The 14224-nt window shown below is 42.2% G+C and carries 14 protein-coding genes; 2 read left to right on the plus strand and 12 right to left on the minus strand.

Features of this window, described 5'->3' with window-relative positions:
- Positions 1-40 precede the first annotated feature (40 nt).
- The 8 genes from OTG27_RS08790 to OTG27_RS08825 form a co-directional block, all read right to left on the minus strand.
- On the minus strand, positions 41-1963 hold the full coding sequence (locus tag OTG27_RS08790; RefSeq protein ID WP_098184674.1) for a stage V sporulation protein D: 1923 nt from the start codon (positions 1961-1963) through the stop codon (positions 41-43).
- Positions 1964-2075: 112 nt separating this feature from the next.
- The gene (locus OTG27_RS08795; protein ID WP_268936722.1) at positions 2076-4232 is read right to left on the minus strand and encodes a penicillin-binding protein; all 2157 of its coding nucleotides are present in this window, start codon (positions 4230-4232) and stop codon (positions 2076-2078) included.
- 2 nt (positions 4233-4234) lie between these two features.
- Complete coding sequence (gene ftsL, locus OTG27_RS08800; protein ID WP_063576915.1) at positions 4235-4591, minus strand: cell division protein FtsL; 357 nt, start codon at positions 4589-4591, stop codon at positions 4235-4237.
- 32 nt (positions 4592-4623) lie between these two features.
- Positions 4624-5556 carry a 16S rRNA (cytosine(1402)-N(4))-methyltransferase RsmH gene (gene rsmH / locus OTG27_RS08805; protein WP_034313911.1) on the minus strand — a complete coding sequence of 311 codons (933 nt, stop codon included), beginning with the start codon at positions 5554-5556 and terminating at the stop codon, positions 4624-4626.
- Between the two features lie 52 nt (positions 5557-5608).
- The gene (gene mraZ, locus OTG27_RS08810; RefSeq protein WP_034313914.1) at positions 5609-6040 is read right to left on the minus strand and encodes a division/cell wall cluster transcriptional repressor MraZ; all 432 of its coding nucleotides are present in this window, start codon (positions 6038-6040) and stop codon (positions 5609-5611) included.
- 341 nt (positions 6041-6381) lie between these two features.
- Positions 6382-8010 carry a bacillithiol biosynthesis cysteine-adding enzyme BshC gene (gene bshC / locus OTG27_RS08815; RefSeq protein ID WP_268936723.1) on the minus strand — a complete coding sequence of 543 codons (1629 nt, stop codon included), beginning with the start codon at positions 8008-8010 and terminating at the stop codon, positions 6382-6384.
- 109 nt (positions 8011-8119) lie between these two features.
- The gene (locus tag OTG27_RS08820) at positions 8120-8512 is read right to left on the minus strand and encodes a DUF3397 domain-containing protein (RefSeq protein ID WP_034313918.1); all 393 of its coding nucleotides are present in this window, start codon (positions 8510-8512) and stop codon (positions 8120-8122) included.
- Between the two features lie 4 nt (positions 8513-8516).
- Positions 8517-9401 (minus strand): 2-dehydropantoate 2-reductase, encoded by an 885-nt coding sequence (locus OTG27_RS08825; RefSeq protein ID WP_268936724.1) that lies wholly within the window; start codon positions 9399-9401, stop codon positions 8517-8519.
- 470 nt (positions 9402-9871) lie between these two features.
- Between OTG27_RS08825 and OTG27_RS08830 the strand changes: the two genes are divergently transcribed.
- The gene (locus OTG27_RS08830; protein ID WP_034313924.1) at positions 9872-10360 is read left to right on the plus strand and encodes an N-acetyltransferase; all 489 of its coding nucleotides are present in this window, start codon (positions 9872-9874) and stop codon (positions 10358-10360) included.
- Positions 10361-10404: 44 nt separating this feature from the next.
- Here OTG27_RS08830 and OTG27_RS08835 read toward each other — a convergent pair whose 3' ends face one another.
- The 4 genes from OTG27_RS08835 to OTG27_RS08850 form a co-directional block, all read right to left on the minus strand.
- Positions 10405-11025, minus strand: a complete 621-nt coding sequence (locus tag OTG27_RS08835) for an RsfA family transcriptional regulator (RefSeq protein WP_268936725.1) — start codon at positions 11023-11025, stop codon at positions 10405-10407.
- A 79-nt stretch (positions 11026-11104) separates the two neighbouring features.
- Positions 11105-11947, minus strand: coding sequence for an enoyl-CoA hydratase/isomerase family protein (locus OTG27_RS08840; protein WP_308789437.1), 843 nt, complete (start codon positions 11945-11947; stop codon positions 11105-11107).
- A gap of 70 nt (positions 11948-12017) precedes the next feature.
- Positions 12018-12191 (minus strand): 50S ribosomal protein L32, encoded by a 174-nt coding sequence (gene rpmF, locus OTG27_RS08845; protein ID WP_034313929.1) that lies wholly within the window; start codon positions 12189-12191, stop codon positions 12018-12020.
- Between the two features lie 65 nt (positions 12192-12256).
- Positions 12257-12778: a YceD family protein gene (locus OTG27_RS08850; RefSeq protein ID WP_034313932.1), complete on the minus strand. Its 522-nt coding sequence runs from the start codon at positions 12776-12778 to the stop codon at positions 12257-12259.
- 219 nt (positions 12779-12997) lie between these two features.
- On the opposite strand from OTG27_RS08850, the gene OTG27_RS08855 reads away from it, so the two are divergent.
- Positions 12998-14203, plus strand: a complete 1206-nt coding sequence (locus tag OTG27_RS08855) for a nucleotidyltransferase (RefSeq protein WP_268936726.1) — start codon at positions 12998-13000, stop codon at positions 14201-14203.
- The last annotated feature ends 21 nt before the right edge of the window (positions 14204-14224 follow it).

Here is a 14224-nt window from a genome sequence, read left to right on the forward strand (position 1 = left end):
AATCTTCAGCCGCTTTAACTATTCATATATTATATTATACTTATTCTGTATTTTCGCCAAGATAAATTCTTATTGTAGAGCCTTGTTTTACTTTAACACCTGGATCTGGGGCTTGATTTATGACTTTATCCCCATTTCCGGCAATATCAAGCCTAAGGTCGATGAGCTGGGTTTGCAACTCTTTTTTGCTGAGACCCACGACGTCTGGTACCTCGACCATGACGGGATCCGTCCAGACCGTCTCCTTCTCAATCTGGTTCTTCCTTGGCTTGACGCCCATGGCCCTAAGTGAATCCTCCATGATATTCCCAACGATCGGTGCGGCAACGACCCCGCCGAATTGTACCGTTCCTTTCGGATTATCCACAGCTATATAAACGACGATTTGCGGATCATCCGCTGGAGCGACACCAATGAATGAGAGAATATAATTATTTTCAAGGTATCTGCCATTTTCAGCTTTTTGGGCTGTACCCGTTTTCCCGCCGACGCGGTACGACTCCACGAATGCTCCTTTACCGCTTCCTTGGGCGACAACGGATTCAAGCGCTTCCCGGACTTTCTTCGAGGTTGCTTCTGAAATCACCTTTTTCTTCGCCTGAGGGGTCTTTCGCATCAGCACTTCCCCATTTTTTGGATTCACGAGTTCCTTCGCGATATATGGTGTATACAAAGTCCCGCCATTCACGGCTGCCGATACCGCTGTCACCTGCTGAATGGGCGTTACGGCTACACCTTGTCCAAACGCAGTAGTTGCCTGCTCTACCGGACCCACTCGATCCATGTTGAACATGATTCCTTTTCCTTCTCCGGTTAAATCAATTCCCGTCTTTTGCCCAAAACCGAAATCATTTATATATTTAAACAGCTTGTCTTTACCAAGCCGGTTCCCTAATTCCACAAAACCCGGGTTACATGAGTTCTCGACCACTTCAAGAAAAGTTTGATCCCCATGCCCTCCGCTTTTCCAGCAATGCAGCGTTGACCCTGACACTTCCACATGTCCGGAATCATAAAAATGTTCCTTTTGTAAGTCAACCTTCCCTTCCTCAAGCGCCGCAGCAAGCGTGATGATCTTAAAAGTCGATCCTGGTTCATATATACTCCAAACTGGTAAATTACGATTATACACTTCCGAGGGGACATTTTGAAAATTGGCAGGGTCGAAGGTTGGCCTGCTGGACATTGCCAAGATTTCCCCAGTGTTCGGGTCCATTGCAATGGCAATTATACCATCAGGATCATATGTCGCCTCCGCATTATCGAGCTCCCTCTCCACTATTGTCTGGATTTTGCTATCGATGGTCAGCTTCAAATTATCACCATCAACAGGAGGCTTATAGTCATCGGCCATATTCTCAAGCCTTTTCCCTTTCGCATCGGAGTAAAATTTAACGAATCCTTTTTCCCCGCTTAGTTCCTTATCATAAGACAATTCAATACCCATCAACCCTTGATTGTCAGAGCCTGTAAAGCCAAGAACATGTGAAAGGTATTCACCAAATGGGTAATGGCGCTTTGAATCTTCAGCGATGTATACGCCCTTTATCCCCAATGCTTTAATTTCCTTCGCCTTTTCGTGAGATATCTTTCTGCCTTCCGGAATTCTGACGCTCATCGCCTGTTTCGTTAACCATTGATAAGCCTTTTCCTTTGTCATATCCAATATTGAAGCAAGCTGTTCCGCCGTCTCCCCAGGATTCTCAATCTGTCTAGGGATGACATAGACTGTTGGCGCAGATATATTCGTTGCCAGCTCGACTCCATTCCGATCAAGGATTTCTCCTCGTTTGGCTTCAAAAGGAATATTCCTGCTCCAGGAATCTTTAGCCAGCCCCGTCAACTTATCCCCTAGATAAAACTGTACAATTCCCAATCGGATATCAATGATAAAAAAAACAACGATACCGATCGCCAATGCGATTGCCAGCCGTTTTCGGACAGTAACATTCGAAACACGCAAAAACAGGCACCTCCATTTCATACATGCTTCAATATATGCTTGTCTACTCGATGCTAGACTAGAAACTTTGAAAGAAACAAAGAGGGAATCCATTTGGATCCCCTCTTTATCTTCACTCTGTTTTCTCTTTTGTCGGTATATCTTCACCAGCCCCATCAGGCTGGGATAATTCAATATTGAAGGTTTCCCCTTCATTTACCTTTTTCCCGGCCTTAAGACTCTGTTTACTCACGTATCCAGTACCTTCGGTTTTCAGATCCAGTTTTGCAACCTTAGCCAATTTCATGACATCGCGCAAGGACCAGCCCTTCATGTCAGGAACTTTCATTTCGCCTTCCGTCCTGAGGATTATCTTTTCACCCTGTAAGAGTACACTCCCCGCTTTCGGGGATTGGTCGAGCACTTTACGTCCACTTCCGATCATACTTACATCATAACCAAGTTCCTTCAGTTCTGTAACAGTTGAACTCTCGGTTTGATTCGTATAGTCTTTGATTTTATTTGCTTTTTGTTTTTTAACTTCAGAAGGTTTTATGTTTAGATATTGCAGGCTATTTTGCATGACAGGATTAAATATCTCTGACAATGGATCAGCCCCGACATAAGATACACCTAACTTGGGCTGCTTGACCGCCACATACATGACCAACTGCGGATCATCTTTTGGAGCCATTCCTAAAAAGGAGAACACATAGTTATTTTTCCCTTCTAAATATCTACCTGTCGGACCCGCAATTTGTGCAGTACCGGTTTTCCCCGCTACTTGATATCCATCAATGGCATATTTTTTCCCTGTTCCTTTTTTCGCGGAAATTACCGTTTCCAAATAATCACGTACTTGTTTTGCAGTTTCTGCCGAAATCGGTTGCCCTGTCACTTTCGGCTTGGTCGTTTTCAAAATTTTTCCGGTATCCTGATCGGAAATGCTTTTTATCACGTACGGCCGCATCATTTTTCCGTCATTGGCTATTGCGGATGCAGCTTGGATTTGTTGAATCGGTGTAACGGTCGAACCTTGTCCAAAGGAGGTAGTCACTTTTTCAAGCTTATACTTGTATTGAATTTTACCGGTTATCTCGTTTGGCAGGTCAATTCCCGTTTTTTCATCAAATCCGAACTTAGTCAAATACTCACGGAACGTATCGGCTCCTATTTTATCCATTGCAAGTGTGGCAAAAGCGACGTTCGAGGAACGTTGAACCCCTTCCAGAAAGGTCATGCTCTTTCCTCTTTCGATTCCGCTATGATCTCCGATTTTACCCGATCCGGCTTTGTAGGTTCCTGCAACAAAGCTTTCATTCGGATTAAAGACCCCTTCCTCAACAGCCGCGGCAAGGGTGAATGTTTTCATGGTTGAACCCGGTTCGAAGGTTTCTTCAATTGCCAGGTTACGCCATGTATCCGTTAGCCCGACTTTCGTTGTCGGATGGAAGGTGGGCCTTTGCCCCATCGCCACAATCTCCCCCGTTTTGGGATTGGAGACAATCGCTATGATTTGTTCGGGATCATATTTTTCCTGCACTTTGCTCATCGAGTCTTCCAAAAATGTTTGTATTTTCTTGTCGATCGTAAGCATGACATCATTGCCATTATCAGGTGCAACGACCTTTTCCTTCTTATCCGGTAAGAGGAAGCCCCATGAGTCACTGTCATATGTCAGCTTCCCATCCGTTTCCTGCAATTCTTTATTGAGGTACTTTTCAATGCCGAACTTACCAGCCATTTCTTCCGTTTTTTCATCCTTTTCTACATAGCCAATCAGATGGGAGGCGAAAATCCCATTCGGATAAAAACGTTTATTCGTCCTTCCGAATGTAATTCCCGGCAGTTCCAAATTTTCTATTTTCTTTTTGACGACCTGAGTCAAATCCTTGCCGGCACTGCCAAATTCCACTTGGTATGCCTTTTTTTTCGTAAGTCTTTCATAGATGTCCTGTTCATCCATTTCGATATATTTAGAAAGCTTTTTCGCGGTCATCTCCGGATCCTTGACATGCTCCGGCTCCTTTTCACTAAGTACTGCCCTTAAGATATAGGAGGAAGTATCTTCGGCGATGACTTCACCTTTTGTATCGAGGATGCTTCCCCTTTTTGCTTCTATGATCTGTTTTTTTTCATATTTCTTGTCGATTTTCGAAGCCAGTACCTCCCCGCCAGCTGTACCAGTCACCTGAATATACAAAAATCGGCAGACTAAAACAAAAAAGAGCAGGCCGAATAAGAAGAATAATCCGGCTGCCCCATGCTTCATATTTTTTTGTTTCTGCATTATCACTGCACACCCTTCACATTATTCTCATTTAACTTGAACCCTAGCGCTGCAGCTTTTTTCCAAATTCTCTCGTATGTACTAAGTTCAGCAACCTGCACTTTCAAATCATCATTCACTTTACCCTGTTCTTCAATCGACGTTTCCACTAGCTGGATCTCTTTATTCGTTTCATAGATGGCCGCTTGATTAGAGACTATTTTCACTCCCATGAAGGTAACCATGATAGCAAGGGCACAGAGTAAGAAAACTTCACCAATGGATATCTTCGCTTTACGGATGACCACTGTTTGCTGTGCCTGTTGCTGCTGTTGGTCTTCATATTGCTGTTCTTGTACTTTTTTGGCTATGGAACTCATTCATGTTCCCCCTCACTGATTTTTTTCTGTAATCATTGCTTTTCGGCGATTCTTAGCTTAGCCGACCGGGAACGATTATTCCCTTCCAATTCTTCTTCTGAAGGTAAAATCGGTTTTCTCGTAATTATTTTCATGGTTGGCTTGAATTCATCCGGGATAACTGGAAGTCCAGGCGGAAGATCCGGCATGCTACTGGCCTTTTTAAATACCGTTTTACAAATTCTATCTTCGAGCGAATGGAATGTAATGACAGATATTCTTCCCTCTTTATCCAAAAGCGAAATGGCCTGCTCCAGGGAATCTTCAAAGACACCAAGTTCGTCATTCACAGCGATCCTTATTGCTTGGAACACTCGTTTCGCAGGGTGTCCGCCTTTACGTCTTGCCGGGGCCGGTATCCCATCCTTAATTAATTCCACAAGTTCGAACGTCGTTTCAATCGGTTTTATTTCACGTGCCGCTTCAATTTTCCTGGCAATTTGTTTCGAAAACTTTTCTTCTCCATATTGGAAGAAAATTCTCAGTAAATCATGGAATGACCAAGTATTCACGACATCATAGGCAGAAATGGCTGCACTTTGGTCCATCCTCATATCCAATGGTGCATCATGGTTATAGCTGAAACCACGCTCCGGTGTATCCAATTGCGGGGATGACACACCTAAATCATAAAGGATCCCGTCCACTTTCTCGATTCCCCGGGCATTCAACTCTTCTTTTAAGTATTTAAAATTATTAGGAACAAGGACAATACGTTCGCCATAGCTTTCCAATTTTTCCTTAGCATTCCGAATCGCCGTTTCGTCCTGATCAAAAGCATAAAGCCTGCCTTTGTCAGAGAGCTGTGAAAGTAAGTATTCGCTGTGACCGGCTCCTCCTAAAGTACAATCCACATAAATTCCATCAGGTTTGATGTTCAATCCATCAACCGTCTCTTTTAATAACACTGTTGTATGTTGAAACATGTTAGACATCCTTCCAATCGGTTATTGAGTGACTCTATTTCTGAGGGCAGCCTTAAATATCAAAGCCAATCATATTTTCTGCTATCTCAGCGAAAGAATCCTCCGAAGCTGAAAAATAGTTTTCCCAAAGGGATTTGCTCCAAATCTCAATACGATTGGTAACACCAAGAATTACACATTCTTTTTCCAATTGGCCATATGAAGTAAGCGGCGTGGGGATATTAATTCGCCCTTGTTTATCAATTTCGCATTCTGTAGCTGCAGAAAAGAAAAAACGGGTAAAGGCTCGGGCATCTTTTTTTGTTAAAGGCAGGGCTTTCAGCTTTTCTTCTAGCAGCTTCCACTCTTCCATAGGGTAACCAAATAAACATTGATCGAGTCCGCGGGTAAGGACAAATTGCTCCCCGAGATTTTCCCTGAATTTCACCGGGACTATCAAACGGCCCTTTATATCGATGTTATGATGGTACTCTCCCATGAACATACCCACTACCCCCACATTCTAATCTCAATGTACCACATTCCCCCACCTTTCTCCACTTGTTTTTACTTTCTCCTTCCAAGTAAAAATTACCTTCTTTTCTTATTAAGTTTATTTAGCCAAATTATTCAAGAAACGTGCATTTCCCTCGAATGCACTCAAACTAAGACGCAGGCCCACCATTACTGTCGAAGCCCCGCCTGACAAGTACTCAGGAAACAGAAAAAAAGACAGGCTTTAGCACCTGTCTTTTTTCACATTTCAATCCCTCCATCAGGATTGGTTTGTGGCAGCCGTATTCAAAATGATCTACCCGCCACTTTCCGCCAAAACGGATGGTTTTTCTAAATGAAAATCAATTTATGCTGATTATTGAAGCGATAGTCCAGTTTCATCATATCCCTTACGAGCTCTGGCCCATATTGATTCAAGTAATAAAACACATTCCAAATCCTCTCCTGGGGTGATTCGAGAGGGTACAGCGAATTTGCTACCCGATCATATTTTTTCAAGATGACCGAATGTCGTTCCTTTGTACGGTCACCGATTTTGCCATACATGAAATTCAATTGCTTTTGAATGAATTCAATGTTCTTGTTCAACATCGGTTCGAGCCCCCTATCCAAAGAGACAGCGTGGACAAAAAGCTTTTCATGGTTCTCTTCAAGCTGTGATTTCAGCGTCCCGAACAGGGTGTCGATCGTTTCATCTTTAACGGAATCAAGGTAACTTTCCACAGCATTAGCGGTTCCTTCAGTCAGAACAGTTTCCAAACTGAGTTCCATTTCTTCAAGGTCGCTTTGGATACTCCGCTCCACCAGCGTGATATTCAACCTAGGAATGATTGGCGGCATCTTCATGGAAAACAACTCAAACACCTTTTTTAATTCTGCCCAATAGGCTATTTCCCCTGGCCCAGAAACGAATGCCAATACAGGGAAAAGCATTTCCTGCATGAGCGGGCGTGTAATGACATTGTTGCTTAATCGTTCTGGATGATTTCTGGCTATCTGCAAGAGTTCTTCCCCGGCAAATGATACCTCACCGTTTTTTCCGCTGAAACCGCCTTCTACACGTTCGAGTAAACATCGATCTTTTTTTTCTGGATCATAATAAAATAAGTTAGCGGCGCGTTTATCCATTTCAATCATTTTTGCATACCCTTTTGCATGCATGAATGATTGCTGTTCCTCGACCACTTCAGCAATCCGTCCACTTTCATTGACCATCGATTCAAAGTATGCCTTCTCAATTCGCCTTAAATCCGGATCTCCGGCATCGACTAGTAAAAGGCCATATTCTTTGAACCATTCATGAATCAACTCGGCGAAGAAATCGACGAAGGTATTCGATCTCTTAATGGTTTCCTTCATATCAATCAGGAGTTTGTTCGTAAATTCCGTTTCTCCATAAGTTTCAATGATTTCCTCAAGCCACTTCTCTGCCTTTTCCGTTTCCAGCTCCACATCAGAAACCATTGTTTTATATGGCTGGTAGGAAGGATAGGTTTTTTTATCGGGTTTTCCGTTTTTCATTACATAAACATGATTGACCTCAGCCAAATCATGATCTTCTCCAGCTATCCAAAAAACCGGAATGACTGGCTGCCCCAGTTTTTTTTCCTGTTCTTCCGCAAGCTTAATGATCGATATCACTTTATGAATGGTATACAGCGGCCCTGATAATAACCCAGCCTGCTGTCCTCCAATCACAACAACGGAATCATCCCTGCGCAGCCTTCCAATATTACCCTTAACTTCCTCACTGAATGAAAGACGAGACATGTATTGTTGTATGTAATCCGACAATTCATCACGTGAAAAAGAGCGGTTCATCAATTCTTCATATCTATTGTGATAAATGTCAGGCTTAGACAAGTCATAGTGAAAATAATCCTCCGTTTCAAGACGGTTTTGTAAATAGTCCGATGCAAAACGGTTTAAAGATGGTAACGCGAGATCTTTCATCTCCATTTCTGTTCTCCCTTTCTCTGCAACTACAATTCTTTTTAGAGTATAACATTCCGGTTTAAGAAAACAAAAGAAGTTGCCCAGCAGCAGAAAATTGATGCGATGTTCTATGTTATGTAGTCAATATCTTCGTGATACTTGTAATTATTCCAATTGAAAACAATAGAAGGTAAGCCACGAAAAAAAAGGCGAAGTTCACTCTCCAAAAACCCTTTAATACTTTATGGAAAATGATTTCTTCTTTTACCTTGTAATGGACAAGAACCACCACGAATGCGTTGATGAGCATGATGAGCATGATCACCCAAATAATTTGCATATCCCAGATCGTAATGATCAAATAATGGACGGACAATACGAACAGCAGCGTACTCATGTCCATTGCAAATTGAACGGAGCGCCGATGGTTTCCAGTGAATTGTTTGGCACCTATAAAAAAAAGTATATACCCTACGAAAGGCAAGGTAATAAATATCGCGGCAAGGCTTGAAACTACGTACGGCACATCCTCATCCCCCCTGAGACTCTTTTCCTTTGACCATCTTATATAGAGAAGACATCAGGCAATCACTTTTCCCTTTACTCTTTGCCTCCGAGAGGATATGACCCAAAATGGCATCAATTTCCGTTTTACGGCCATTTTCTAAATCTTTTAGCATGGAAGATCGATTTTCCGCAGTTGCGATGCAAACGGCTTTAACATGTTCAAATGACTCATCCTTATTTTGAACTTCCAAAATACCGGAGATTTCTTCAAAAAGCTCTTGAAATAATTGGTAGTAAAAAGAGTTAGTGATTAAACCGCCATTTTCCACACCAAGTATCGCCGTTAATGGATTTATCACCGCATTGACGACAAGCTTATCCATCAGCATCGAGTGAAAATCTTCACTCTTCGTAAAAGGAAAATGATCGATCCTTTCATTCACTAGCGATAGTTGCTCAAGTTCCCCGCTAAAGGAAGCGATTCTTGTCATGCCCAGTCCCGTATGCTCCACGGTATTCCCATCATGTTTCATTGCTCCATGCTCCACTACCCCCACATATATGGTCGGGGATTGAAGCTGCTTTAAATAAGAAATATGCCCATAGCCATTCTGCAAGAATAGCAATGGAACCTGAAAATCTTTGATCCTAGGCAGTATTTGCGGCAGGTGATATTGCTTGACGGCCACTATAAGAAGATCCACATCCGATATCCCTTCATCCAGCCCCTTTGACATGATGCCCGTCTGCAGTCGGCTTTCACCATCCGCAATAAGACGGATTCCATCACGTTGGATGATGGACGCCTGATCCGCAGTATGGGTATAGAGAGTCACATTATGCTTTTCACTTAAACGGGACGCAAACAGCAGCCCTATGGCCCCTCCGCCAATGATTCCAATTCTCATGATAACCTTCCTTACTTTTTGAAATATATTTACTATTTTATCACATTATCTTTTTTAGCCTGCACGAATTTTCCCATCGTTGGAAAACACAGCCATTCCGATTGAATGAAACGACGGAACTGCCATTAACGATGGCTCGTCATAAAATACCAATGGAAAGAATGATTAATACGCCATTGAAGATATAATATTTTCTTCTTTAAGTGTTAATTTAATGGTATATTAGATACGAAAAGCTTAGCCATTTTGAAGACTTTACAGAAACAAAAGATAACTCCAAACTCACCCCAAAAGAAATTGAAGGGAAAAGGGCGGGGAATAAAAGGCTATAAGCATTTAGTAAGCTAGGATAAGTCGATGATGTCATACTAGATTTAACCTAAGTTGAAATTCCACATGGCAAAGATCAGTGGGATGACTTTCAAAGGGTACTAGGAAGAGGTTTATCAGAATTAAGGGGGAGCTTTTTTATGGAATACAAGGTTGAACGATTACTTGTAAATTTTAAAACGCTTGAGGAATTCAAAAAATTCAAAGAATACGGGATACAGGAACTGTCCATGCTAGATGATTTAGAAGGTAATATCATTGAAAATGACAGCCAATCACCTTTTTACGGAATCTTTTATGGCGATAAACTTGTAGCTCGAATGAGCCTTTATAAAAGAAGCGCTAAATTCGACCAGTATTTTGACAATTCCAGGGATTTCCTTGTTCTTTGGAAACTTGAAGTCCTGCCTAACTATCAGAAAAAAGGGTATGGAAGAGCTTTGGTCGAATTCGCCAAAAGCCTGAACATGCCTATCAAAACTAACCCAAGAGTCCATTCACAAGACTTTTGGAAAAAGATGGGCTTTTCTGCTGTTTCCTATGATTTGGACAGGGACCTCGGAGAAAACCCACTGATTTGGAGCCCATTTGACGTACAAGATAAGAAAGAAATAGATACACAAGAATAAGGAAGCATCAAGAAAATGCGGGCGGATTTTCCCACCCGCATTTTTTATTTATTGACCCTTTCTAAATTACCATTCTTATCCATTTGGAAACTCACCTTCGGATTCGCCTTTTCGTCCTCCTGGACACTAAGTTTTCTTGCGCGCTCCATGATCTGCATTAACGCACGATAATCTTCCTCAACAGCTTTCAGGTTTTCCTTAAGCAGGACATTCTCTTCCAGTAATCGGACATTTTCCCGTTCAAGAAATAGGGAACGCTCAGAAATCCGTTCTTTTTCCTTATTATCAAGCTGAAAGAATTCATCCATTTTGGTTAAATATAATATAACTTCCTGAAGGGTAATAGATTCTTTATCTTCATGCTCGGGCGTTATTTCTTCAATCGTGACATTTTGGACCGTTGCAATCGAATCCCTTTCCACTTCAGGATTATTGACTACCTGTTCTTTCCTTTGTTTTTTCGCCAGCTCTATCCCTGATTTATATTGCTTCCTAACAAATGAATTCCAACGGAACCCACAAGCAGCAGATGTCCTCGATAACTGTTTCCCCACTTCTTCAAACGCCTTTAATTGTGTACTGCCTTCCCGTATATGCCTCAGTACCACTTCAGCCAACAACAGATCCTCATCATGAGTCCATGCATCTTGTCTCGCAATCGTCATCTCTCTACCTCCTTAGCAAGTTTTAATTCATAATATGCACATGCTAGGAAAGATAGAAGATATATAGAGCGTGTAAAATTTATTTTTTCTTATTTAGAAAACGCTCGACTGCAGCATGATGCTCATCACTCGCCCACAGTTTGGAACATTCCCGGATTTCCGCATCCATTCTTCCTTTAAGCCCGCTATCCTGCCATTTATGTACCAGCAATCGTTTATAGGCCATCAATACCCCTGTCTCATGGCGAAGAAAATCTTCCGCAAACCATTCCCATCCATCCGTACCTTCTCCGACTATCTCATCTACGAAACCAAGTTCCTTCGCTTCCTCAGCTTTATGTACTTTTGCATCCAATAATAGCTTTAGCGCTTTTTGCTCTGGTATTTTTTCAAGTAAAAGCGAAGCTCCGCCCCAGCCAGTCGTAATTCCTAGAGTACCTTGTACAAACCCTAGCCTAGCTTCCCTCTTTGCTAACCTGAAATCACAAGCTGTCGCTATTTCGCATCCGCCGCCAAAAGCACTTCCATTGATTAGCGCTATTGTCGGTTTTGGGAAAACTGCTAGTTTATACAGAATTTCACCCATTTTCGATAACATAGCAAAGGCCTCTTCTTCTGTATGCAAATCCTGAAATTCCCTTAGATCCCCGCCTGAACAGAACGCCTCAGAGCCCGCCCCGGTCAGGACCAGCAACTTAACTTCATCATCGCATGCAGCTTCCGATAATATCGACTCAAGTTCGTCCATCAGCTGATAATTCACGGCATTCCTTTTCTCCGGTCTATTAAATAGAAGCTTCATGAAACCGCGTTTACCCTTTTCAACTTCAATCACCTGATCCATGTAAACACCTTCTCCAAAATCATCGGCAAGCGCGAATGATTCAAAATATTCTGCCAAATAAATTTGTAAAAAAAGCACAGAGAAAAATCCCTGCGCTTTGATTAGCGTGTTGCATCAAGAGAGCTAAGCTCTCAAGTAGGTCAAGAAATTATTTTGCGACAACTTCTTTTCCTTTATATGTTCCACATTCTTTACAAACGTGATGTGAAAGAGTCATTCCACCACAGCTCGGGCATTCTACCATACCAGGTACTTGAAGCTTGAAGTGTGTACGACGTTTTCTTTTTACAGTTTTCGACGTTCTTCTAAAAGGTACAGCCATTATTCCCACCTCCTTAAAAAATATAAAAAAGCTGGAAAAATCGGATTAACGATTTTTCGTTCCAATCAAGATTCTTTATTGTTGTCAAAAAAGTCGGCAAGCTTTGCAAATCTCGGATCAACCTTATGCTCATTTTCCTCTTCGGAAATAACAGCCCAGTCTTTCCCAGATTGAGGAGCAGCTTCATTCGAATCGACATCCTCACAAAAAACCTGCATCGGAATTTCTAGCAATAAATTTTCTTTAATTACCGGTATTAGGTCTACAACGTCGCCTTCCACAACAGTGACATCATCTCCGTAGAAATCTGTGCCATCTGCCTTTAAAAGAAAGGTTTCCTTTGTATCAATATCAATCGGATATTTAACGTCTACCAGTGTACGGGAGCAAGGTAATGTTAATTCACCTGAAAGATGCAAGTGAAAAGTAATCTCGGTCGAGCTGATATCAGCTCTTCCTTCTACTCTGATCGGAGAAACATCGCGAATTTGCGGGTCTCTTTCTCTAATGTCCAAGACATCCACCAGTTCATCAAACCGTAAATCTTTGTCCCGAATTTTTTGAAGTTGACTAATCGTCCATTTCAAATGAAATCACCTCAAGGCAACAAAAATAATTATAGCTTTCAATTATAAGTTTGTCAATATTTTTTCTTTACACTATAATGTAGTCATCCTAACTGATTGTCTAAGTTTTATGAATCATTTCTAACAAAAAATCCAGACGATTACTTATAGTAATTTTACTTGAAATACTATTTTAGCACTAAGTTGATAAAATACAAAGTTTTTCTCTGAGGTGAACGAATGAAAGCTTGCGGTTTAGTAGTCGAATATAACCCTTTTCACAATGGACATGTTTTACATGCAAGAGAAAGTAGAGAAAAAACAGGGGCAGATGTCGTTGTCGCTGTTATGAGCGGCCCCTTCTTACAGCGTGGCGAGCCAGCTATCGTCAGCAAGTGGACACGCGCCGAAATGGCCTTGAATGGCGGCATTGATCTTGTCATTGAGCTGCCATATGCTTTCGCGACACAGAAGGCAGAAATATTTGCAAAAGGATCTATTGCTCTTTTGGAATCGCTAGGCTGTGACTCTTTTTGCTTCGGAAGCGAGGATGGCAAAATTGAGCCATTCATCATCGCCCACAAAATCCTTTCGGAAAATTCCGCTGCATTCGATGCCGCAATCAAATCGGCCATGGATGCCGGTAATAGTTATCCGTCAAGTGCTGCCCAGGCTTATCGTTCAATCATCCATGGTGATGCGGCATTGGATTTGACGAAGCCGAATAATATCCTTGGAAAAGAATATGTAAGTGCTGCCCTTTCAAACGGCTACTCCATTCGCCCTTATACGATTCAAAGGGTCGCTGCAGGGTACCATGAAACAAAGTTGTCCAAAGACCCTATTGCCAGCGCAACGGGGATACGTAAAGCCATCCATGAACACCAGGAATTACATTCTGTTTCCAGTTATATTCCTCAAGCGACAATGAGTGGCCTTGAGCAATATTTAACGCGCTACCATGCCTTGCATGACTGGGAAATGTATTGGTCCATGTTGAAATACCGTATCCTTTCTTCCTCTTTAACCGAATTGGCAGGAATATACGAAGTTGAGGAAGGCATAGAGCACCGAATGAAGGAGATGGCCAAACAATCTTCGAGCTTTTCTGGATTCATGGCAGCGCTGAAGACAAAACGCTACACATGGACACGGCTGCAGCGGATGTGTGTCCATATATTGACGCATACATTCAAGGAACAGGTAATTCATAATGACCAACCGGCCTATATCAGACTTCTTGGCATGAATGGCCGGGGGCAAGAATATCTTCGTTCTGTAAAAAAAGGCTTGCCCCTCCCTCTCATCTCTAAACTTTCGTCTTATCGGAAGCAGGACATCGATTCGGACTTGCGAGCAGCACACGTGTATGCCCTAGGCTTGCCCGAGCCGCATCAAGCTGCATTGATGAAACGTGAATATGAATCTCCCATCATTTTCAAATGAAGAAGGATTCAAGCTTGGCCG

The sequence above is a fragment of the Peribacillus sp. AS_2 genome, from assembly GCF_026891895.1.
GTDB classification, from domain to species: Bacteria; Bacillota; Bacilli; order Bacillales; family DSM-1321; genus Peribacillus; species Peribacillus frigoritolerans.

Bases quoted from the DNA above. Each gene is read 5' to 3' on its own strand.
- OTG27_RS08795 (WP_268936722.1), bottom strand. From the start codon at position 4,232: ATGCAGAAACAAAAAAATATGAAGCATGGGGCAGCCGGATTATTCTTC.
- ftsL (WP_063576915.1), bottom strand. From the start codon at position 4,591: ATGAGTTCCATAGCCAAAAAAGTACAAGAACAGCAATATGAAGACCAA.
- rsmH (WP_034313911.1), bottom strand. From the start codon at position 5,556: ATGTTTCAACATACAACAGTGTTATTAAAAGAGACGGTTGATGGATTG.
- mraZ (WP_034313914.1), bottom strand. From the start codon at position 6,040: ATGTTCATGGGAGAGTACCATCATAACATCGATATAAAGGGCCGTTTG.
- bshC (WP_268936723.1), bottom strand. From the start codon at position 8,010: ATGGAGATGAAAGATCTCGCGTTACCATCTTTAAACCGTTTTGCATCG.
- OTG27_RS08825 (WP_268936724.1), bottom strand. From the start codon at position 9,401: ATGAGAATTGGAATCATTGGCGGAGGGGCCATAGGGCTGCTGTTTGCG.
- OTG27_RS08830 (WP_034313924.1), top strand. From the start codon at position 9,872: ATGGAATACAAGGTTGAACGATTACTTGTAAATTTTAAAACGCTTGAG.
- OTG27_RS08835 (WP_268936725.1), bottom strand. From the start codon at position 11,025: ATGACGATTGCGAGACAAGATGCATGGACTCATGATGAGGATCTGTTG.
- rpmF (WP_034313929.1), bottom strand. From the start codon at position 12,191: ATGGCTGTACCTTTTAGAAGAACGTCGAAAACTGTAAAAAGAAAACGT.
- OTG27_RS08855 (WP_268936726.1), top strand. From the start codon at position 12,998: ATGAAAGCTTGCGGTTTAGTAGTCGAATATAACCCTTTTCACAATGGA.